Annotated in this window: 15 protein-coding genes; 7 read left to right on the plus strand and 8 right to left on the minus strand. The window is 64.6% G+C overall.

All coding sequences use genetic code 11. From position 1 onward, the window contains the following. Nucleotides 1-72 precede the first annotated feature (72 nt). The 4 genes from holA to EBN1_RS12365 form a co-directional block, all read right to left on the minus strand. Nucleotides 73-1080, minus strand: a complete 1008-nt coding sequence (gene holA, locus EBN1_RS12350) for a DNA polymerase III subunit delta (RefSeq protein ID WP_011238296.1) — start codon at nucleotides 1078-1080, stop codon at nucleotides 73-75. Beyond that, nucleotides 1077-1586 carry an LPS-assembly lipoprotein LptE gene (locus EBN1_RS12355; protein WP_011238297.1) on the minus strand — a complete coding sequence of 170 codons (510 nt, stop codon included), beginning with the start codon at nucleotides 1584-1586 and terminating at the stop codon, nucleotides 1077-1079. Before EBN1_RS12355 ends, holA begins: the two co-directional genes overlap by 4 nt. 9 nt (nucleotides 1587-1595) lie before the next feature. Next, nucleotides 1596-4217 (minus strand): leucine--tRNA ligase, encoded by a 2622-nt coding sequence (gene leuS / locus EBN1_RS12360; protein ID WP_011238298.1) that lies wholly within the window; start codon nucleotides 4215-4217, stop codon nucleotides 1596-1598. Nucleotides 4218-4400: 183 nt separating this feature from the next. Continuing rightward, entirely contained in the window at nucleotides 4401-4727 is a 327-nt protein-coding gene (locus EBN1_RS12365; RefSeq protein WP_041646297.1) for a hypothetical protein, read from the minus strand. 329 nt (nucleotides 4728-5056) lie between these two features. Here EBN1_RS12365 and EBN1_RS12370 point away from each other — a divergent pair, with 329 nt between their 5' ends. After that, nucleotides 5057-7279 (plus strand): UvrD-helicase domain-containing protein, encoded by a 2223-nt coding sequence (locus EBN1_RS12370; RefSeq protein ID WP_011238300.1) that lies wholly within the window; start codon nucleotides 5057-5059, stop codon nucleotides 7277-7279. A gap of 37 nt (nucleotides 7280-7316) precedes the next feature. Here the strand turns inward: EBN1_RS12370 and EBN1_RS12375 are convergent, their stop codons facing one another. Beyond that, nucleotides 7317-8096, minus strand: a complete 780-nt coding sequence (locus EBN1_RS12375; RefSeq protein ID WP_011238301.1) for a ParA family protein — start codon at nucleotides 8094-8096, stop codon at nucleotides 7317-7319. A 394-nt stretch (nucleotides 8097-8490) separates the two neighbouring features. Between EBN1_RS12375 and EBN1_RS12380 the strand changes: the two genes are divergently transcribed. The 6 genes from EBN1_RS12380 (at nucleotide 8491) to dnaE (ending at nucleotide 17215) form a co-directional block, all read left to right on the plus strand. Beyond that, entirely contained in the window at nucleotides 8491-10794 is a 2304-nt protein-coding gene (locus tag EBN1_RS12380) for an NADP-dependent malic enzyme (protein ID WP_011238302.1), read from the plus strand. 62 nt (nucleotides 10795-10856) lie between these two features. Then, entirely contained in the window at nucleotides 10857-11057 is a 201-nt protein-coding gene (locus EBN1_RS12385; protein ID WP_041646300.1) for a DUF2905 domain-containing protein, read from the plus strand. 35 nt (nucleotides 11058-11092) lie between these two features. Further along, a complete protein-coding gene (locus EBN1_RS12390; protein ID WP_041646302.1) occupies nucleotides 11093-12229 on the plus strand; it encodes a phospholipase A in 1137 nt (378 codons plus the stop codon). Nucleotides 12230-12305: 76 nt separating this feature from the next. Next, nucleotides 12306-13280 carry a quinone oxidoreductase family protein gene (locus tag EBN1_RS12395; RefSeq protein ID WP_011238304.1) on the plus strand — a complete coding sequence of 325 codons (975 nt, stop codon included), beginning with the start codon at nucleotides 12306-12308 and terminating at the stop codon, nucleotides 13278-13280. Beyond that, nucleotides 13277-13678 (plus strand): hypothetical protein, encoded by a 402-nt coding sequence (locus EBN1_RS12400; RefSeq protein WP_011238305.1) that lies wholly within the window; start codon nucleotides 13277-13279, stop codon nucleotides 13676-13678. Before EBN1_RS12395 ends, EBN1_RS12400 begins: the two co-directional genes overlap by 4 nt. A gap of 42 nt (nucleotides 13679-13720) precedes the next feature. Next, on the plus strand, nucleotides 13721-17215 hold the full coding sequence (gene dnaE / locus EBN1_RS12405) for a DNA polymerase III subunit alpha (protein ID WP_011238306.1): 3495 nt from the start codon (nucleotides 13721-13723) through the stop codon (nucleotides 17213-17215). 75 nt (nucleotides 17216-17290) lie between these two features. Here dnaE and EBN1_RS12410 read toward each other — a convergent pair whose 3' ends face one another. From EBN1_RS12410 to EBN1_RS12420, 3 genes are all read right to left on the minus strand, one after another. Next, nucleotides 17291-17890, minus strand: a complete 600-nt coding sequence (locus EBN1_RS12410; RefSeq protein ID WP_011238307.1) for a peroxiredoxin — start codon at nucleotides 17888-17890, stop codon at nucleotides 17291-17293. A 234-nt stretch (nucleotides 17891-18124) separates the two neighbouring features. Further along, the gene (locus EBN1_RS12415) at nucleotides 18125-18412 is read right to left on the minus strand and encodes an acylphosphatase (protein WP_041646304.1); all 288 of its coding nucleotides are present in this window, start codon (nucleotides 18410-18412) and stop codon (nucleotides 18125-18127) included. After that, nucleotides 18405-20093, minus strand: a complete 1689-nt coding sequence (locus tag EBN1_RS12420; protein WP_011238310.1) for a SulP family inorganic anion transporter — start codon at nucleotides 20091-20093, stop codon at nucleotides 18405-18407. Before EBN1_RS12420 ends, EBN1_RS12415 begins: the two co-directional genes overlap by 8 nt. Nucleotides 20094-20148 lie beyond the last annotated feature (55 nt).

Genomic DNA, 20148 nt, shown 5'->3' on the forward strand with positions numbered 1-20148 from the left:
CAAAAGAAGATTAAAGCATCGATCGACCGGCACCCGCCAGTGTGCGCGCCTGCAGGGAGGTGAGCGGACCGGTCAGCGTCGCGCGAGTCGCATAGCCAGCTGCAGGAATTCGTCCCACACATCGCCTGGAGCGAGCCCCTTGATGATGCGGTCGATCTTCGCCGCGTGCAGCAATGCTGCGCGAAGCGTGCCGGTTCGAACCCGCCCCAGCGCGCTGCTTAGCGCGTACTTGCGCCGTTCGTCGAAGATTCGTTCCGCCTTGAACAGCGTTGCAAGCGGCTGGCCAGCCGTTTTTCCGGCGCACAGCTTGGCCAGCATCCTGATTTCGTTCGCGAGTGCCCACAGCACCAGCGGCGGTGCGGCGCCTTCGCCCTGCAGCCCTTCGAGGAGACGCGTGCACCGCACGGGATCGCCTTCGACGAGCGCGTCGCGCAGCTTGGCAATGTCGTAGCGGGCGACGTTCAGCACCGCATTCTGGACATCCTCGAGGCTGAGGCTTCCTTCCGCATGGAGCAGGCCGAGCTTGAGTATTTCCTGGTGCGCGGCGAGCAGATTGCCTTCGACGTGTTCGGCGATGAAAGCGAGCGCCTCCGGGCTTGCCGTCTGCTTTTGCCGCGCCAGCCGGACCGCGATCCATTCTCCAAGGCGTTCGCGTTCCGGTGCGTTGAGTTCGACCGTCACGCCGAGTTGCGACAAGGCGGTGAACCACGCAGTCTTGCGCGTCGCCCAGTCGACTTCGGGCAGCGTGATCAGCGTCACGATACCGCTGGGGAGGCTGCGCGCATAACGCTGAAGGGCGTCGCCGCCGTCGCGTCCGGGTTTCCCGCCGGGAATGCGCAGGTCGATCAGCTTCGAGCCGCCGAACAACGACAGATTCCCTGCAGCGGCGCTCAGGCTTTCCCACCGGAAACCCTGACCGACGACCAGCGTTTCACGTTCGTCGAAGCCTTGGCGGCGCGCCGCGGCGCGCACCAGATCGGCAGCTTCGAGCACCAGCAGCGGCTCGTTGCCGTGCAGCAGGTAGAGCGGGGCGAGCGGCTTTGCCAGATGTGCGGAAAGCTGTTCGGGACGCAGGTTCACGGCTTCGCGGCTGCCAGGCGGCGCATCAACTGGTCGATGAGGTCGATCTGCATGTCGCGGAACAGCAGGGCTTCTTCCTGTTCCTTGGCGAGGATCTGGGCGTCGTCGAAGTTGTATTCGCGCCGCGCGGAAATCGTCGTCACGGGAATCCATTCGTTGCCGTTGCGGCCGACGAGCCGGAAACTCATGAGGCGCTGGAGCTGATACTCGCGCACCTTGCCTCCTCCGGTGAGCGTGAGGATCTCGCGCTCGGTCTGATCGCGCAGGATTTCGAGCCTGACCTCGGCTTTTGCCGGGTCGTCCGTGATCGTCGTGTTGCCGTTTGCGACGATGCGGCGATGCAGCGCCGCGCCGAGGTCTGACTGCCTGCTGACGCCGAGGTAAATGCTGGAAAACGCGAGCGGCTGCGGGCCGCGCAACTTGAATCCGCAGCCGCCGAGCAGCGCAGCGGCCGCCAGTGTGCCGAACCCCAGGACCAGGCGGCGACGGGTAGGGGCGGACTTCATCACCATCGCTCAGACAACGATGTTGACGAGGCGGCCGGGCACGACGACGACTTTGCGCGGCGGCTTGCCTTCCATGAATTTCTGCGCTGTTTCCGAACCGAGAGCGAGCGCTTCAATGGCGGAATTGCTTGCGCCGGCGGCGACCCGGAGGCTGCCGCGCAGCTTGCCATTGACTTGCAGCACGAGGTCGATCTCGTCCTGCCTGAGCGCGTCTTCGGAAGGTTCGGGCCAGCTCGCATGCAGCACGTCGCCGGTAAAGCCGCAGTCCTGCCACAGCGCATGCGCGACGTGCGGCGTGATCGGCGCGAGCAGGCGCAGCAGGATGTCGAGCCCTTCCTCCGCTACCTGCGCGTGGGCCGCCGCGACGTCACGCGGCGCCTTTTCGAGGGCATTGAGGATTTTCATCGCGGCCGAGACGACGGTGTTGAACTGGTGCTTGCCGAAGTCGTAATTCGCCTGCCTGAGGCAGACGTGGATCTCGCGCCGCACTGCGGCGAGCGCTTCCGGCAGTTGGACAGCGTCGAGCTGGCGATCCGCCGGCAATTGGGGACGGAACTCACTGACGAAAGCGTGCCCGAAGCTCCATACCCGGCGCAGGAAGCGGTACGCGCCTTCGACGCCGGAGTCCGACCATTCGAGCTGTTGGTCCGGCGGCGCGGCGAAGATGATGAACAGGCGCGCGGTGTCGGCGCCGTACTGATCGACGAGGGCTTGCGGGTCGACACCGTTGTTTTTCGATTTCGCCATTTTCTCGATGCCGCCAATGACGACCGGTGCGCCGTCGGCAGTGAGTTTTGCGGCGACGATGCGGCCTTTCTCGTCACGCTCGACTTCGACGTCGGCTGGATTGATCCACTGCTTCTTGCCGCCGTCGGCGTCGCGATAATAGGTTTCGGCGACGACCATGCCCTGGGTCAGCAGGTTCGTGAACGGTTCGGATACATTCACGAGACCTTCGTCGCGCATCGCGCGCGTGAAAAAGCGCGAATACAGCAGGTGCAGGATCGCGTGCTCGATGCCGCCGATGTACTGATCGACCGGCGCCCAGTAATTGACGCGCTCGTCGACCATCGCCTGACCGTTGTCCGCCGAGGCGTAGCGCAGGAAGTACCAGGACGATTCGACGAACGTGTCCATCGTGTCGGTTTCGCGTTTTGCCGGCTTGCCGCACTTCGGGCAGTCGCATTCGTAGAACCGGGGCATTTTCGCGAGCGGCGAACCGCGGCCGGTCACGGCGACGTCCTCGGGCAGCACGACCGGCAGTTGCTCGTCCGGCACCGGCACGTCGCCGCAATCGGCGCAGTGGATCATCGGGATCGGACAGCCCCAGTAGCGCTGGCGCGAGATGCCCCAGTCGCGCAGGCGGTACTGCGTGCGCTTCGCGCCGAGGCCTTTCGCGGTGAGCTCGGCAGCGATCGCTTCGATCGCATCGTGAAAATGCAGGCCGTCGTATTTGCCGGAATTGACCAGCCGGCCCTGCTCGGCATACGCGTCCTGCCACGGCGCGACCGTGTCGGTGTACGCGTCGCGCGTCGATCTCACGACCATCCGGATCGGCAGCCGGTACTTCGTCGCAAATGCGAAATCCCGCTCGTCGTGCGCCGGCACCGCCATCACCGCGCCTTCGCCATAGCCCATCAGCACGTAGTTCGCGATCCATACCGGCAGGTGCTCACCGGTGAGCGGGTGCACGACGCGCAGGCCTGTCGGCATGCCCTTCTTTTCCATCGTCGCCAGATCGGCTTCGGCGACGCCGCCATGCCGGCATTCCTCGATGAAGGCCGCGAGTTCCGGGTCGTTCACCGCAGCCTGGAGCGCCAGCGGATGTTCGGCAGCGACGGCGACGTAAGTCGCGCCCATCAGCGTGTCGGCGCGGGTCGTGAACACCTTCAGCACACCAGAAGCGCCGATCGTCGACACTTCATACGGGAAATGCACTTCGACGCCTTCCGAGCGGCCGATCCAGTTCTTTTGCATCAGCTTGACTTGCTCGGGCCAGCCCGTCAGCGTGTCGAGCGCTTCGAGAAGCTCATCCGCGTAGGCGGTGATCTTCATGTAGTACATCGGGATTTCGCGCTTCTCGATGAGGGCGCCGCTGCGCCAGCCGCGGCCGTCGATGACCTGCTCGTTTGCGAGCACCGTCTCGTCGACGGGGTCCCAGTTCACCGTACCGAGCTTCTTGTAGATCAGCCCTTTCTGGTACAGGCGGGTGAACAGCCACTGTTCCCAACGGTAGTAATCCGGCTTGCAGGTGGCGAGTTCGCGCGACCAGTCGAGCGCGAAACCGAGACGCTTCAACTGCGTCTTCATGTAGTCGATGTTCGCGTAGGTCCACTTCGCCGGCGGCACGTTGTTCTGGATCGCGGCGTTTTCCGCCGGCATGCCGAACGCGTCCCAGCCCATCGGCTGCAGTACGTTGAAGCCGCGCATGCGGTGGTAGCGCGCGAGGACGTCGCCGATCGTGTAGTTGCGCACGTGCCCCATGTGCAGCTTCCCCGACGGGTACGGGAACATGCTCAGGCAGTAATACTTGGGCTTGCCGGCGTCCTCGGCGACTTTGAATGCCTGCGTGCTTTCCCAGTGCTGCTGGGCGGTGGCTTCGACTGCGGCGGGAGTGTATTTGTCCTGCATGGGGGGCTGGCGTGGGTGCGTGGAAAACACGCAAGTATATCGCGAAGCCGGCGCTGCCCGGGTTGCGCGCCGGATTGCGGGAAATCCGGCAGAAAATGCTTTGAAAACGCGAATGCCTCGAGGCTTTGAGGCGCCCGGGACGCGTCCCGGGGTCGTGCTGCCGCCCGGACCGGATCGGAGTGCTTACGCAGCCTTGCGGGCGATGGCCGAATAACGTTGCCAACTGGCCGAGACAGCCGACACGAGGTCTTCCATCGCGGTCAGCGGCAGACGCCAGAGACGATTCTGGCTGCGCACGAACGGGGTGACGCACGGCGCGCAGAAGTGCTCCTTTTCTTCTTCGAGCAGACGGAGGAAGGCATTCATCGCTTCGCCCCAGTACTCGGCATTGCCGACCCATCCGGTCGCCACGGTGGCTTCGCGCACCGCTTCATGCCAGAGGGTGGTGGCCCGTTCGATCGGGATGCCGGCTTTGCGCGCATGCCAGGGCAAGAGCTTGGGTGTCTTCATGATTGGTTCTCCTGTGAGCTTGTCGGCCTTGTCGGCTTTTGCGCCGGGACAGACCTTGTAAGTCCACCGTTCGAGGCGCTGTTAATGCGGTGCAACATACAAAAATTTCGCGAATTCTGCGCCGCTCAAGGAGGTAATTCCTTGATAAAACGCAAACGGATGCTGCGTTGCACAATTTCAAACTAAAGGATCGTCCGGGGCAAATCAACGTCGTTGTTGTGCCGATGCAACAGTGCCATTTTTTACGTTGTCGCGATCGCGATTCCGAGCGAGCCCGAAGTTTCCCTCGCGTCCCGGTTAAAATTCGCTGTGCCCCAAGAGAAAACCGAATGTCCGATCTGCTCGCCAACCTCAATCCCGAACAACTCCAGGCCGTTACCTTGCCGCCGCAACACGCGCTGGTCCTGGCCGGCGCCGGTTCCGGCAAGACCCGCGTCCTGACGACGCGCATCGCGTGGCTCGTGCAGACCGGGCAGGTCGATCCGCAAGGTGTCCTGGCCGTCACTTTCACGAACAAGGCGGCAAAGGAACTGCTCGCGCGCCTGTCCGCGATGCTGCCGCTGAGCTTCAACCGGTCGGCGCGCGGCATGTGGATCGGCACGTTTCACGGACTCTGCAACCGTTTGTTGCGCGCTCACCACCGCGACGCCGGCCTGCCCCAACTGTTCCAGATCCTCGATTCGGGCGACCAGCTCGCCGCGATCAAGCGGCTCCTGAAGGCGCTGAACGTCGACGACGAGAAATTCCCGCCGCGCGAACTGCAGCATTTCATCAACGGCCAGAAAGAAGCCGGGCTGCGTCCCCATGCCGTCGAAGCTTGGGACGATTACACGCGCCGCCGGGTCGAGCTGTACATCGAGTACGAGTCGCAGTGCCAGCGCGAGTCTGTCGTGGATTTTGCCGAGCTGCTGTTGCGCACTTACGAGCTGCTGGAGCGCAATGAGCCGATCCGCAAGCATTACCAGCAGCGTTTCCGCCACATCCTCGTGGACGAATTCCAGGACACGAATCGGCTCCAGTACCGCTGGCTGAAGCTGCTTGCCGACACGGGTCGCGACGGCGCAGCGAAGCTGTTCTGCGTCGGCGACGACGACCAGTCGATCTATCGTTTCCGCGGCGCCGACGTCGGCAACATGCGCGATTTCGAGCGCGAGTTTCACGTCGCCAACGTTATCCGCCTCGAGCAGAATTACCGTTCGCACGGCAACATCCTCGATGCCGCGAACGCGATCATCCGGCATAACGCCGGCCGTCTCGGCAAGAATCTGTGGACCGAACGCGGCGCCGGCGAGCCGATCCGCGTGTTCGAGGCCTGCGGCGACCTGGACGAGGCGCGCTGGATCGTCGACGAAATCCAGTCGCTGGTGCGCGACGGCATGAGCCGTTCCGGCATCGCGCTGCTGTATCGCTCGAACGCGCAGTCGCGCGTCCTGGAGCACCAGCTCTTTTCCAGCGGCATTTCCTACCGCGTCTACGGCGGCCTGCGTTTCTTCGAGCGGCAGGAAATCAAGCATGCGCTCGCGTACCTGCGCCTGATCGCCAATCCGGACGACGACACCGCGTTCAGCCGCGTCGTCAATTTTCCGACGCGCGGCATTGGCGCCCGTTCGATCGAGGCGCTGCAGGATGCGGCGCGCACATGGAACAGCAGCCTGTACGCGGCAGTGCCGCATGTGGCGGGGAAGCCGGGCACCGTGCTGGCCCAGTTCGTGCGCCTGGTCGAAGACCTGCGGCGCGACACCGCAAAGCTGCCGCTGCCGGAACTCGTCGACCATGTGCTCGATGTGTCGGGCTTGCGCAATCATTTCCGCAACGAGAAGGAAGGCCAGGAGCGGCTCGAAAACCTCGATGAACTGATCAATGCAGCAGCGAATTTCGTTGCCGAAGCAGGCGTGCAGGCCGATGCGCAGGACATGGCGCATGCGCTGCTCGCCGACTTTCTTGCGCACGCATCGCTCGAGGCCGGGGAGCACCAGGCCGATGCCGGCAGCGACGCGGTGCAGTTGATGACGGTGCATTCATCGAAAGGGCTGGAATTCGATGCGGTTTTCCTGTCGGGCCTCGAGGAAGGGCTGTTTCCGCACGAGAACAGCATCATGGAGACGGAAGGGCTGGAGGAGGAGCGGCGGCTGATGTATGTAGCGGTGACGCGGGCACGCCAGCGGCTTTACCTGTCGTTCGCGCAGAGTCGCATGCTGCACGGGCAGACGCGCTACAACCTGCGTTCGCGCTTTCTCGAGGAAATTCCGGAGGAACTCACGAAGTGGCTGTCACCGCCGAATCCGCGCACGAGCGCGGTGCGCAGCGGGTTCGGCGGCTACTATCAGCCGTCGCGCGGCGGCGTGGTGGCGAAGGCGCCGGAACAACCGGTTTCGCGCAGCCGCGATCTGGGCGGCTTGCGTGTGGGTCAGCTGGTCACCCACGCCAAGTTCGGCCAGGGCGTGATCGTCGCCGCCGAAGGCAGCGGCTCGGACGCCCGACTCCAGATCAACTTCGGCGCCGCCGGCGTCAAGTGGCTGATGCTCGCGGTCGCGAAGCTCGATCCCGCGTGACTTCGGTCGCGCGCGATGCCGGCGGGCCGCGCCGTCGTCAGACGCCGTATTTGCGCGCCAGCGAGTCGTGCAGCGCAACGTACTCCTGCGTGAGCTTGTGCTTCGCGTCGAGATGGATCATCGGCCGCGCCTGCTCGTGGGATTCCTTGATCTTCACGGACGCGGACAAATAGGGCGTCAGCACCGACAGGCCTTCGTCGATCAGTTCCTGGACGACTTTTTGCGGCAGTGCGGCACGGGCCTGGAACTGGTTGACGACGATTCCTTCGACCTGCAGGTCGCGATTGTGGTCGCTGCGGATTTCCTGCACGTTTTCCAACAGCGAGTACAGCGCGCGGCGGGAAAACTCGTCGCAGTCGAACGGAATCAGGCAGCCCTCCGCGGCGATCAGCGCGGAGCGGGTGTAGAAATTGAGCGCCGGCGGCGTGTCGATGTAGATGCAGTCGTAGCGGCCGGCCAACTCCTCGAGCGCATCGCGCAGCTTGTAGATCTTGTAGCGGGACTCGAGCTTGCCCTGCAGATCTTCGAGCCCAGGGTGCGAAGGCATCACGTCGAGCCCTTCGAAAGGACTCGGGACGATGAACTCGCTCGTCTTTTTCGGGTTCAGCTTGAAGTTGAGCGTCTGGTCGAAGAAATCCGCCAGCGTCGTGTCGACCTCTCCGCTGGAGCGGCCGAGCAGATACTGGGTCGAGTTGCCTTGCGGGTCGAGGTCGACGACCAGCGTACGCCTGCCCTCGTGGGCGCTGATCGCCGCGAGGTTGCAGGTAATGGTCGACTTGCCGACTCCGCCTTTCTGATTGAACACCACGCGTCGCATCTTGGTTTTCCTGGTTGGGCTGCCACGCGATTGTGCCAAAAAATGTCCACGGTTACGTGTCGATGTACGCCGACGCCGCGCCGGAACACCAAGCCAGAAGATGGCGCGCGCCGCCATGCCGGTTTGCCCTGACATCCCTCTGCCCAAGGCTGGGCGGCTGCGCTAAACTTTCGCCTCGTCAAAGGTGGCGTCAGCGGCTGTCGCATGAAGCCGCCGTCATGCGGGCGCCGAGCCCGATCCGCTGCGATGCCCGGTTCAATGCCGGCCATTCGATCAGAACAAGCCACATCGTTGCGGACATTCCTCATTGATTGGCGAGGCGCCGGTGCGAGCGCAGAGCTTTTTCCGCACGTTCATAAACAAAGACAACCCAATTAGCACGAGAGGGAGCGCAATGGATCAGGATTTCATCACCGCGGCACTGGATTATCATCGTTCGCCGACCCGCGGAAAAATTTCAGTTGTTCCCACCAAGAGCCTGACGAACCAGCGTGACCTCGCGCTCGCCTACTCGCCGGGCGTGGCCGCGGCGTGCGACGCGATCGTCGCGGACCCGGGACAGGCGCGCGAACTGACGTCACGTGGCAATCTCGTCGCCGTCGTGACGAACGGCACCGCGGTGCTCGGCCTGGGCAACATCGGCCCGCTTGCGTCGAAGCCGGTCATGGAAGGCAAGGGCTGCCTGTTCAAGAAGTTCGCGAACGTCGATGTGTTCGACATCGAACTCGCCGAGCGGGACCCGGACAAGCTCATCGACATCATCGCGTCGCTCGAGCCGACGCTCGGCGGCGTCAACCTCGAGGACATCAAGGCGCCCGAGTGCTTCTATATCGAGCAGAAGCTGCGCGAGCGGATGAACATTCCGGTCTTCCATGACGATCAGCACGGCACCGCGATCATTTCGTCGGCAGGGCTGATCAACGGTCTCAAGATCGTCGGCAAGGACATCGGCGAAGTCAAGTTGGTGTGCTCCGGCGCAGGCGCGGCGGCGATCGCATGCCTCGACCTGATGGTCGGGCTCGGAGTGAAGCGCGAGAACGTGTTCGTCTGCGACTCCAAAGGCGTGATCCGCGTCGGCCGCGACGAGAACATGGAGCCGAACAAGGCCCGCTACGCGCAGTGCACCGATGCGACGACGCTCGGCGAAGTCATCGAGGGCGCCGACGTGTTCCTCGGCCTGTCGACCGCGGGGGTGCTGAAGCCCGAGATGGTCAAGCGGATGGCGAAAAAGCCGCTGATCTTCGCGCTCGCGAACCCGAACCCGGAAATCCTGCCCGAAGTGGCGAAGGAAGCGCGTCCGGACTGCATCATCGCGACCGGTCGGTCCGATTATCCGAACCAGGTCAATAACGTGCTGTGCTTTCCGTTCATCTTCCGCGGCGCGCTCGACGCCGGCGCGACGAAGATCACCGAGGAGATGAAGCTCGCGTGCGTGAAGGCGATCGCGGAACTCGCGCGCGCTGAGCAGAGCGACATCGTCGCTGCCGCCTACGGCAACGCCGACCTGCATTTCGGCCCGGACTACATCATTCCCAGCCCGTTCGACCCGCGCCTGATCGTCAAGATCGCGCCCGCGGTCGCAAAGGCGGCGATGGAGTCGGGTGTCGCGACCAGGCCGATCGAGGATTTTGCGGCGTACGCGGCGAGCCTGTCGGATTTTGTCTATCAGTCGGGCATTGTCATGAAGCCGGTGTTCTCCGCGGCGAAGCGGATTCCGGCCGAATTCAAGCGCGTGCTGTACGCCGAAGGCGAGGACGAACGCGTGCTGCATGCTGCCCGCGTCGTCATCGACGAGGAACTCGCGCGGCCGATCCTGATCGGCAGGCCGAGCGTGATCGAGATGCGCATCCAGAAGATCGGCCTGAACCTCGTGCCCGGACGCGACTTCGACATCATCAATCCCGAGTCCGACCCGCGCTACCGCGAGCTGTGGCAGGAATACCACCGCATGATGTGCCGCGACGGCGTGACGCCCGAACTGGCGAAGGCGAAGATGCGTCGCGACACGACGCTGATCGGCTGCATGGTGCTGCGTCGCGGCGACGCCGACGCGCTGGTGTGCGGCACTTTCGGCTCCTACGATTACCACTTCAAGACCGTTGAGGACGTCATCGGGTTGAAGAAGGGCTCGAAGCTGTTCGCGGCGATGAGCCTGCTGCTGCTGCCCAAGCGCATGCTCGCGATCACCGATCCGTACGTGAACGAGAATCCGAGCGCCGAGGAAGTCGCTGAAATCGCCCGGATGGCCGCCGAAGAGCTGCGCCGTTTCGGCATCGAGCCGCGCGTCGCGCTGTTGTCGCACTCGAACTTCGGCAGCTCGCGTTCGACCTCCGCGCGCAAGATGCGCGAGGCGTCCGAGATCCTCCGCCGCATCGCTCCGGGTCTCGAATGCGATGGCGAGATGCACGGCGATTCGGCGCTGTCGCCGGATATCCGCAAGAAGTCGAACCCGGAGTCCATGCTCGCCGGCGAAGCCAACCTCGTCGTGATGCCGAACCTCGACGCGGCGAACATCTCGTTCAACCTGATGAAGATCGCGAACGGCGACGGTGTGTCGGTCGGTCCGATGCTGCTTGGCGCGGCGCTGCCTGTGCATATCCTGACGCCGTCGGCGACCGTGCGCCGGCTCGTGAACATCACTGCCGTGTCGGTGGTTGACGCCTTCGAGCAGCGGCAGTTTGCCGCTGCGCAGGAGTAAGGTCCTGTCCGGGCGCCGGTTCCGTCGAGGAGCCGGCGCCCGCAACGAACGTCGTCCCGTTCATGCAACGCCTGCTGATCGTCCTCGGCTTGATCCTGGTTGCCGCGGGCCTGTTTTGGCCGTGGCTCTCACGCCTGCCGTTCGGCCGGCTTCCCGGCGACTTCCACATCGAGCGGGAAGGCTTCGGCTTCTATTTTCCGCTGACGACCGGGCTGATCGTCTCGATCGTGATCAGCCTTATCCTCTGGATCTTCCGCCGCTGAAGGCCGGCGCCGGTCAGCCCTACAGGAGACCCCGGATGCGAATTCCCGTGCTCGCGGTCGCGGCCGCGATGCTTCTTGGTGCGCCCGCAGCCCGGGCTGAATGGCTGCTGGCGGCTTTCGCCACGCGTGTGGTCGCCGGGCAACCGCTGAACATTTCGATCGTCCGTGACGCTTCCGACGAGTTGCCGCTGCCGGATCGTCTCGAAGCCGTCATCGAAGTCGGTGAACAGCGGGTCGCCGTGGAACTGCTGGCCGCAGGGGCAAACGAGGGCGCCGCGTTCCGGCGCGATTACGTGCTGAACTGGCCAGAGCAGCTCACGGGAGCAGCAGTCGTGGAACTCGCCGATCGCGGTTCGTCGCGCCTGCTGCTGATCGCGCAGGAAGCTGCCGCGCCGCCCGGCGCCGACGTGGCCAAGGCTGCGCAGGAGCCAGTCCTGCCTGCGGCGACACTTCCGCCGGCCCCGGCGCTGTCGGTCAACGAGCCGATGTACTTCCTCGTCGGCGGCGGGGCCGGCCGCTCGGCGCGCCTCCAGCTCAGTTTCAAGTACCGCATCTTCGAGCCCGAAGGCCCCGTCGCCGAACTGCTGCCGCCGTTGCGCGGCCTGCATTTCGGTTACACGCAGACTTCGGTGTGGGACCTGCGTTCGGACTCGAAGCCGTTCCGCGACACGAGCTACCGGCCGTCGCTGTTCTACGAGTGGCGACTCGCGTCCGACCCCGACCGCCAGCACGGCATCACCGTACGCACGGGCTACGAGCACGAATCGAACGGGCGGGACCGGGAGAACTCGCGCAGCCTCGACACGCTGTTCGCGTCGCTGGACTGGCGTCATCGCGTTGGCGAGCGGCAATCCTATGTCGGCATTACCCCGAAGATATGGGGCTACCTCGATCGCGACGAAAACCCGGACATCCACCGCTATCGCGGTTATGGCGAGCTCGGAGTGCGTTTCGGCCGGGACGACGGGTTTCTCGCTCAGTTGCGCCTGCGCCACTCGACGCACGGGGGCAGTTCGCAGCTCGATCTGTCATATCCGCTGTCGCGCGCAATCCTGTCGGACACCGCGTCCTACCTGCATTTCCAGGTGTTCAACGGTTATGGCGAAACGTTGCTCGATTACAATCGGTCACGCGGAACGCAGTTTAGAATCGGCTTCTCGATCCAGCGCTGAACCGCGGGCGACGGCGGTTGCCATCCTGCGCTTGCCTGCGCCGCGCGGGCTGCATCGAACCCACAAGGAGACCAGTATGCCCCATGCGATTCGCTTCCATCGAACCGGCGGTCCCGAGGTCCTGCAATGGGAGGCTGTCGACGTTCCGCCCCCTGCACAAGGCGAGGCGCGCGTGCGGCAGCATGCCGTCGGGCTCAATTACATCGACACGTACCATCGCACCGGGCTGTATCCGGCGCCGTTGCCGTCCGGCATCGGTCTCGAGGCTGCCGGAGTCGTCGAGGCGGTCGGCGAGGGGGTGGACGATCTCGCGCCGGGCGATCGGGTCGCCTATGCCGGAGGCCCGCTCGGCGCCTATGCGGACCTGCGCAACATGCCGGCCGACCGGCTCGTGAAGCTTCCCGACCCGGTCTCGTTCGAGCAGGGCGCGGCGATGATGCTGCAGGGGCTGACTGCGCAGTATCTGCTGCGTCGCACTTATCGCGTGCAGCCGGGTGACACGATCCTCATCCACGCTGCCGCGGGCGGAGTCGGCCTGATCGTGTGCCAGTGGGCGAAGGCGCTCGGCGCAACCGTCATCGGCACTGTCGGTACGGACGAGAAAGCTGCACTCGCCCGCGCGCACGGCTGCGACCATTCGATCGTCTACACGCGCGAGAACTTCGCCGAGCGGGTCAGGGAGATCACCGGCGGCGAAGGGTTGCCGGTGGTCTATGACTCGATCGGCAAGGATACTTTCATGGAGTCGCTGGGCTGCCTGCGCCCGCTCGGCATGATGGTGCTGTTCGGGGCCGCTTCGGGGCCGGTGCCGCCGTTCGATCTCGGCCTGCTCGCGAAGATGGGGTCGCTGTTCATCACGCGCCCGACTCTGTTTACCTATTCGGCCAAGCGGCCGGATCTGCTGGCGATGGCGGCCGATCTCTTCGAAGTCGTCGTCTCGGGCAAGGTGCGGATCGAGGTCAACCAGCGTTTTGCGCTGAAGGACGCCGCGCAGGCGCACCGTGAGCTCGAGGCCCGTCGCACCACCGGTTCGTCGATCCTGCTGCCGTGAGTGCGCGCCGCGAAGGTGCATCGCCGGGAGGCCTGCTGGCGCTGTGCCTGATCCTGGTCTTTCCGGCCGCGCCGCTCGTGCCGCAGGCGCTGGCGCAACCGGCGGGCCAGAGCGCGATGAGCCCGGCCGCGACGGCGTTCCTCGCCGCGAGCAGCCGCCGGATCGAGGACCACTTCGTCAGCGAGGTCGTGCGCATCACCGGGGCCACCCCGGCACAGGTGCGTAGAGCAATGCCCGACGAACGCCGCATCACGTCGACGGCTTCGCGACTCATCTCCGCGCTCGAAGCGGAACTCGGCGCGCCGTTGCCGCCTTCGCAGCTGCAGGCGATTCTCGAGGCCGACGACGCGCGCAAGCGGTCGCTGGCACAGGCTCGCGAAGCCGCGCGGCAGCATTGAGCGATCACGTGAGGTGGCAGGGCATCGGGTAAAATTCAGCCCATGACTGCCTCACACGAACCCTGTTTCATCCATCTGCGGCTGCACTCCGAATATTCGATCTCCGACGGCATCGTCCAGATCGACCAGGCAATCGCCCGCGCCGCCGCCGATGCCATGCCGGCCCTCGGCATTTCCGACCTGGCCAACCTCTTCGGCATGGTCAAGTTCTACAAAGGTGCCCGCGGCAAGGGCATGAAGCCGGTCGTCGGCGTCGACACCTGGATCACCAACGACGCGGACCGCGACAAACCTTTCCGTGCCCTGCTGATCTGCAGGAACCGCAAGGGTTACGGGCAGTTGTGCGAATTGCTGACGCGCGCCTATCTCGACAACAAGTATCGCAGCCGAGCCGAGATGCACCGGCAGTGGTTCGCCGACGGCGCGGCATCGGATCTGCTCTGCCTGTCGGGCGCGATGGGCGGGGACATCGGCCAGGCGCTGGTGAATGGCAATCCGGACGTCGCGGAGCGACTCGCAGCCGAGTGGGCGCAGCTGTTTCCCGACGCGTTCTACATCGAGCTGCAGCGCGCCGGCCATCCCGGTACCGAAGCCTATATCCGCCAAGCCGTGCAGCTTGCGGGCAAGCTCGGGCTGCCGGTCGTCGCGACGCACCCCGTGCAGTTCCTCGAGCCCGAGGACTTCAAGGCGCACGAGGCGCGCGTGTGCATCGCGCAGGGCTACGTGCTTGCCGACAAGCGCCGGCCGCGCGACTTCACCGAGGAGCAGTATTTCAAGAGCCAGGACGAGATGTGCGCGCTGTTCGCCGACATCCCGGAGGCGCTCGAGAATTCGGTCGAGATTGCCCGGCGGTGTTCGCTGACGGTGCAGCTCGGCAAGAACTTCCTGCCGCAGTTCCCGACGCCGGAAGGCATGACGCTCGACGAGTTCCTCGTTGCCGAAGCGAAATCGGGCCTCGAAGTACGCCTCGCGGAGCTCTACCCGGCAGAAGCCGAGCGGGAACGCCAGCGCCGGACTTACGAGGACCGGCTCAAGTTCGAGACCGACACGATCGTCCAGATGGGCTTTCCCGGCTACTTCCTGATCGTCGCCGACTTCATCAACTGGGCGAAGGAAAACGGCGTGCCGGTCGGGCCGGGGCGCGGTTCCGGCGCCGGTTCGCTCGTCGCATACAGCCTGCGCATCACTGACCTCGACCCGCTCGCGTACGCGCTGCTGTTCGAGCGCTTCCTGAACCCGGAACGGGTGTCGATGCCCGACTTCGACATCGACTTCTGCCAGGACAACCGCTACCGCGTCATCGAATACGTGCGCAGCCGCTACGGCAAGGAGGCGGTCAGCCAGATCGCGACCTTCGGCACGATGGCGTCGAAAGCGGTCGTGCGCGACGTCGGTCGCGTGCTCGACCTGCCGTACGGGCTGTGCGATCGCCTGTCGAAGCTGATTCCGATCGAAGGCGCGAAGCCCGTCTCGCTCGCCAAGGCCTACGAGATGGAGTCGCAGATCGGCGAGATGATGAAGGACGGCAACGACGGCGAGTCGGTACAGGAGCTGTGGAGCCTCGCCGAACCGCTCGAAGGTTTGAGCCGCAACGTCGGCATGCACGCCGGCGGCGTGCTGATCGCGCCGGGCAAACTCACCGACTTCTGCCCGCTCTACATCGCCGACGGCGACGAGGCGACGCCGGTGTCGCAGTTCGACAAGGACGATGTCGAGGCGGTCGGCCTCGTGAAGTTCGACTTCCTCGGCCTGAGGAACCTGACGATCATCGAGCTCGCCGTCGAGTATGTCGAGCGCCTCACCGGCGAGAAGCCCGACCTCGCGGCGCTGCCCTTCACCGACCCGGCCGCGTACCAGATCCTCAAGGACGCGAACACCACCGCGATCTTCCAGGTGGAATCGGAGGGCATGAAGAAGCTGCTGAAAAAGCTCGCCCCTGACCGCTTCGAGGACATCATCGCGGTGCTCGCGCTGTACCGCCCCGGGCCGCTCGGCTCGGGGATGGTCGACGACTTCATCCTGCGCAAGAAAGGCCAGCAGGAGATCGACTACTTCCACCCGGACCTCAAGCCCTGCCTCGATCCGACGTATGGCGTGATCGTGTATCAGGAACAGGTGATGCAGATCTCGCAGATCATCGGCGGCTACACGCTCGGCGGCGCCGACATGCTGCGCCGCGCGATGGGCAAGAAGAAAGCCGAGGAAATGGCGAAGCACCGCGAGACGATCGCCGCCGGTGCGAAACAGAAAGGCTACGACCCGGCGCTTGCCGAGCAGCTCTTCGACCTGATGACGAAGTTCGCGGAGTACGGCTTCAACAAGTCCCACACGGCAGCCTACGCGGTTGTTACGTACCATACCGCGTGGCTGAAGGCGCACCACTGCGCGGCGTTCATGGCCGCGACGATGTCGGCCGATCTCGACAACACCGACACGATCAGGATCTTCTTCGAGGATGCCGTCGCGAACGGCGTGACGATCCTGCCGCCGGACGTCAACGCTTCCGACTTCCGCTTCGTGCCGACCGACCGCAAAACGATCCGTTACGGCCTTGGGGCGGTGAAAGGAGCCGGGGAGCCGGCGGTTCGCGCAATCCTCGCGGCACGGGAGGCGGGCGGAGCGTTCCGCGACCTGTTCGATTTCTGCGCGCGGGTCGATCGGCGCGCGGTCAACCGTCGCGTCATCGAGGCGCTGATCCGCGCCGGCGCGTTCGACCTCATCGAGCCGAGCGGGACTGCCGACCGCGCGCGCTTGCTCGCGACCGTCGGGCTGGCGATGGAAGCGGCGGAGCAGGCGGCGGCCAATGCGATGCAGGGCGGGCTCTTCGACCTGATCCCGGAAGCGGCCGGGGCCGCGCCGGAGTACGTACGTGCCCGCCCGTGGAGCGAACGCGAGCGGCTCAAGGAAGAGAAGCTCGCGATCGGCTTCTTCCTCTCCGGCCATCCATTCAACAGTTTCCGCAAGGAGGTGCGCCGCTTCGTCCGCCGCCCGCTCGCCGAGCTCGAACCTTCGCGGGATCTGCTGATGCTCGCCGGCGTCGTCATGGACGTGCGCACGAAGATGACCGGCCGCGGCAAGATGGCGTTCGTCGTACTCGACGACGGCAGTCATGTGCGCGAAGTGTCGGTGTTCTCGGAACTGTTCGATTCGCAGCGCAGCAAGATCGTCACCGACGAAGTGTTGGTGGTCGAAGGGAAGGTGAGCAACGACGACTTTACCGGCGGGCTGCGCATCGTCGCCGACAAGCTGATGACGCTCGGCGAAGCGCGCTCCCGGTTTGCCCGTGCGCTGCAGCTGACGGTCAATGGTGAGGTGAAGGCTGCGGGGGGCGCGAGCGCTGCGGCCGACCGTCTGCAAGGCCTGCTGACGCCGTTCCGCGAAGGAGGCTGCCCGGTCCGGCTACGTTACCGCAACGAGGTTGCCGAAGCGGATCTGCCTCTCGGCGAAGGCTGGCGCGTGCGCCTCGACGACACGCTGCTCGACGGTCTGCGCCAGTGGCTGCCGGCGGACGCGGTCGAAGTGCTCTATCCGAACTGAGTTTTCGTCCCCTGCCGGAAGCAAAACGGCCGCGGCCCTTTCCGGGACGCGGCCGTTTCTATCCGACAGCCCTGATCAGAGCGATTCGGCGTGGTGCGCGAGGTAGTCGGCGACGCCGCTCGGGTCAGCCTTCATGCCGGCCTTGCCCTTGTTCCAGCCGGCGGGGCAGACTTCGCCGTGCTCTTCGGTGAATTGCAGCGCGTCGACCATGCGCAGCATCTCGTCGATGTTGCGGCCCAGCGGCAGGTCATTGACGACCTGGTGGCGCACGACGCCGGCCTTGTCGATCAGGAAGGAGCCGCGGAACGCGACGCCGCCTTCGGATTCGACGTCATACGCACGGCAGATCTCGTGTTTGGTGTCGGCCACCATCGGATACTGCACTTGTCCGATACCGCCGCTATTCACCGGCGTGTTCTTCCACGCGAGGTGCGTGAACTGGCTGTCGATCGACACGCCGAGCACTTCGACGCCGCGCTTCTTGAATTCATCCAAACGGTGATCGAACGCGATCAGCTCGGACGGGCAGACGAAAGTGAAATCGAGCGGGTAGAAGAACAGGACGGCGTACTTGCCTTTCGTGAATTGCGAGAAGGTGATGTCCTGGATCTGATTGTCGCCGAGCACCGCTGCCGCGGCGAAATCGGGGGCTTGTTTGCCTACGAGGACTGCCATGGTTGATCTCTCCTCTTTGGTTTGAACGGGGTGTATGCATCTTGGGCCACCCTGTCCGAGGCGTCAAATTGCAATTGCAATGGTGTGTTGATAGTTTTTCTCTATCGTTAGGCTTCGTTCTGCATCGACAGGGATGAGTGAGTTGGCTGTTTGGCTCCGGAGTTCCGCGTCCGGCAAATATTTCTGTCGCCTCTTCCCGGCAGCAGGGGCCGTCGTGCGGTTCCGGTCGCGCCGCTATGCCGTGGGACGGACCGAAAATGCGCCGGGCTCCGGCCACTCCGCTGCAGTGACTGCCACATCGTGCACGTGGGCGGCCGGTGGGCCTCGCCGCGCCCATTCGATGAAATGTTCAACCGCTGTCTCGGGACCCGCGACCAGCGCCTCGACCGAGCCGTCCAGCCGGTTGCGCACCCATCCCTCCAGTCCGAGGCGAACGCCTTCATCCTGTGCGCTCGCTCGGTAATACACTCCCTGCACGCGGCCGCGGATCGTCAGACGGCGTGAAACGGTTGCGTCAGGCATACGACAGCTCCGGTTCGTATCCGCGCAGCTGCTGGGCGCGGATCAGGGCTTCGGTCATGTTCGCCGCGATGTTGTCGTCGCCGAGGCTCGCCTGGAATCCGGAGCGGAACACGAGCGACGCGGGCTGGTCGTTCAGGTCGCACAGGATCAGCTGCGCGCCGCGCTTTTGCAGCGTGCGGTGCAGGGTCTGGAGCGCGTCGAGGCCGGTGGTGTCGATGTTGATGACCTTTTCGAGATCGAGGATCACGGCGTCCGGATGGCCCTCCTGCATCAGCAGCAGGTTCTCGAGCTTGTTCGCCGCGCCGAAAAACAGGCTGCCGAATACCCGATAGGCAATGATCCGCGGTGTGTCATCGCTCCGCGACAGGGCTTCGACACCGTAATAGTCTTCGAGCGGGATTCGTTCGATGCGGGTGAGGTCCGACATCCGGTAAATGAAAAACAGACTCGCGAGCAACATTCCGAGTTCCACGGCGAGCGTGAGATCGAACACCACCGTCACGAAAAAAGTGCCGAGCAGGATCAGGCGGTACTGATTCGAATAGCGCGCCAGATCCTTCCATGCGAAGGCGTGCCATTCGCCCATGTTGACCGACACCATGACGACGATCGCCGACAGCGCGGCGAGCGGGATATCGCTTGCGAGCGGCGCCAGTGCGAGCACGACGGCGAGCAGCACCAGCGCGTGGACCATCCCGGCGATCGGAGTATGCCCTCCCGACCGGACATTGGTCGCAGTGCGGGCAATCGCGCCGGTGGCCGCGAAGCCGCCGAACAGCGGCGCGACGACGTTCGCGAAGCCCTGCGCGATGAGTTCCTGGTTGGGATCGTGACGGTCGTCGATCAGGTTGTCGGCGACGCGTGCCGAGAGCAGCGATTCGATCGCCCCGAGCAGCGCGATCGTCAGGGCCGGCGCGATCAGCTTGCCGAGCGTGCCGAGCGACAGCGCAGGCAGACCGATGTCCGGCAGTTCCTGGGGAATGCCGCCGAAGCGGCTGCCGATGGTGTCGATCGGCAAGTGGACCAGCGCATTGACTGCCGTGGCGACCAACAGCACTGCGAGCGGTCCGGGCAGGCGGCGCATCCATGCTATCTGCCTCGCCGCATGGTTCCATGCGATCAGGACCGCGAGCGACGCGATCGAGATGGCCACGGTCGGGAGATCGATCGTGTGCATCGCAGCCAGCAAGGTTTCCATCTTGCCGAAGAACTCGCCCGGCATGTTTTCGATGTCGAGTCCGAGGAAGTCCTTGATCTGCGAAATGAAGATCACCACGGCGATGCCGTTGGTGAATCCGATGACCACCGACACCGGGATGAAGCGGATCATGCTGCCGAGCTTGAAGGCACCCATGCCGAGCAGCATCACGCCTGACATCATCGTAGCGATCAGCAGGTTCTGTACGCCGAAGTCGGCGACGATCGCGTACACGATCGGGATGAAGGCGCCGGTCGGGCCGCCGATCTGCACTTTCGAGCCACCGAAGGCGGAGATCAGGAAGCCGGCGACGATCGCCGTCCACACGCCGGCAGTCGGACTCATGCCGCTGGCGATCGCGAACGCCATCGCCAGCGGCAGCGCGAGCACGCCGACGGTGACGCCGGCGGAAAAATCGTTGATGAATGTTGCCCGGCCGTAGCCGGGCAGGGTGTCAAGCAGTTTCGGGCGAAACCTGGTCATGAAGCCTCCTGAATTCCTCGCTGTGTTGCTTACGCCGGGTGCTACAGCACTGCCG

The sequence above is a fragment of the Aromatoleum aromaticum EbN1 genome (genome assembly GCF_000025965.1).
Taxonomy (GTDB): Bacteria; Pseudomonadota; Gammaproteobacteria; order Burkholderiales; family Rhodocyclaceae; genus Aromatoleum; species Aromatoleum aromaticum.

What these genes read in the sequence shown, in the direction of transcription:
- EBN1_RS12355 (WP_011238297.1), bottom strand. Translation starts at nt 1,586, where the DNA reads ATGAAGTCCGCCCCTACCCGTCGCCGCCTGGTCCTGGGGTTCGGCACA.
- leuS (WP_011238298.1), bottom strand. Translation starts at nt 4,217, where the DNA reads ATGCAGGACAAATACACTCCCGCCGCAGTCGAAGCCACCGCCCAGCAG.
- EBN1_RS12365 (WP_041646297.1), bottom strand. Translation starts at nt 4,727, where the DNA reads ATGAAGACACCCAAGCTCTTGCCCTGGCATGCGCGCAAAGCCGGCATC.
- EBN1_RS12370 (WP_011238300.1), top strand. Translation starts at nt 5,057, where the DNA reads ATGTCCGATCTGCTCGCCAACCTCAATCCCGAACAACTCCAGGCCGTT.
- EBN1_RS12375 (WP_011238301.1), bottom strand. Translation starts at nt 8,096, where the DNA reads ATGCGACGCGTGGTGTTCAATCAGAAAGGCGGAGTCGGCAAGTCGACC.
- EBN1_RS12380 (WP_011238302.1), top strand. Translation starts at nt 8,491, where the DNA reads ATGGATCAGGATTTCATCACCGCGGCACTGGATTATCATCGTTCGCCG.
- EBN1_RS12385 (WP_041646300.1), top strand. Translation starts at nt 10,857, where the DNA reads ATGCAACGCCTGCTGATCGTCCTCGGCTTGATCCTGGTTGCCGCGGGC.
- EBN1_RS12390 (WP_041646302.1), top strand. Translation starts at nt 11,093, where the DNA reads ATGCGAATTCCCGTGCTCGCGGTCGCGGCCGCGATGCTTCTTGGTGCG.
- EBN1_RS12395 (WP_011238304.1), top strand. Translation starts at nt 12,306, where the DNA reads ATGCCCCATGCGATTCGCTTCCATCGAACCGGCGGTCCCGAGGTCCTG.
- dnaE (WP_011238306.1), top strand. Translation starts at nt 13,721, where the DNA reads ATGACTGCCTCACACGAACCCTGTTTCATCCATCTGCGGCTGCACTCC.
- EBN1_RS12410 (WP_011238307.1), bottom strand. Translation starts at nt 17,890, where the DNA reads ATGGCAGTCCTCGTAGGCAAACAAGCCCCCGATTTCGCCGCGGCAGCG.
- EBN1_RS12415 (WP_041646304.1), bottom strand. Translation starts at nt 18,412, where the DNA reads ATGCCTGACGCAACCGTTTCACGCCGTCTGACGATCCGCGGCCGCGTG.
- EBN1_RS12420 (WP_011238310.1), bottom strand. Translation starts at nt 20,093, where the DNA reads ATGACCAGGTTTCGCCCGAAACTGCTTGACACCCTGCCCGGCTACGGC.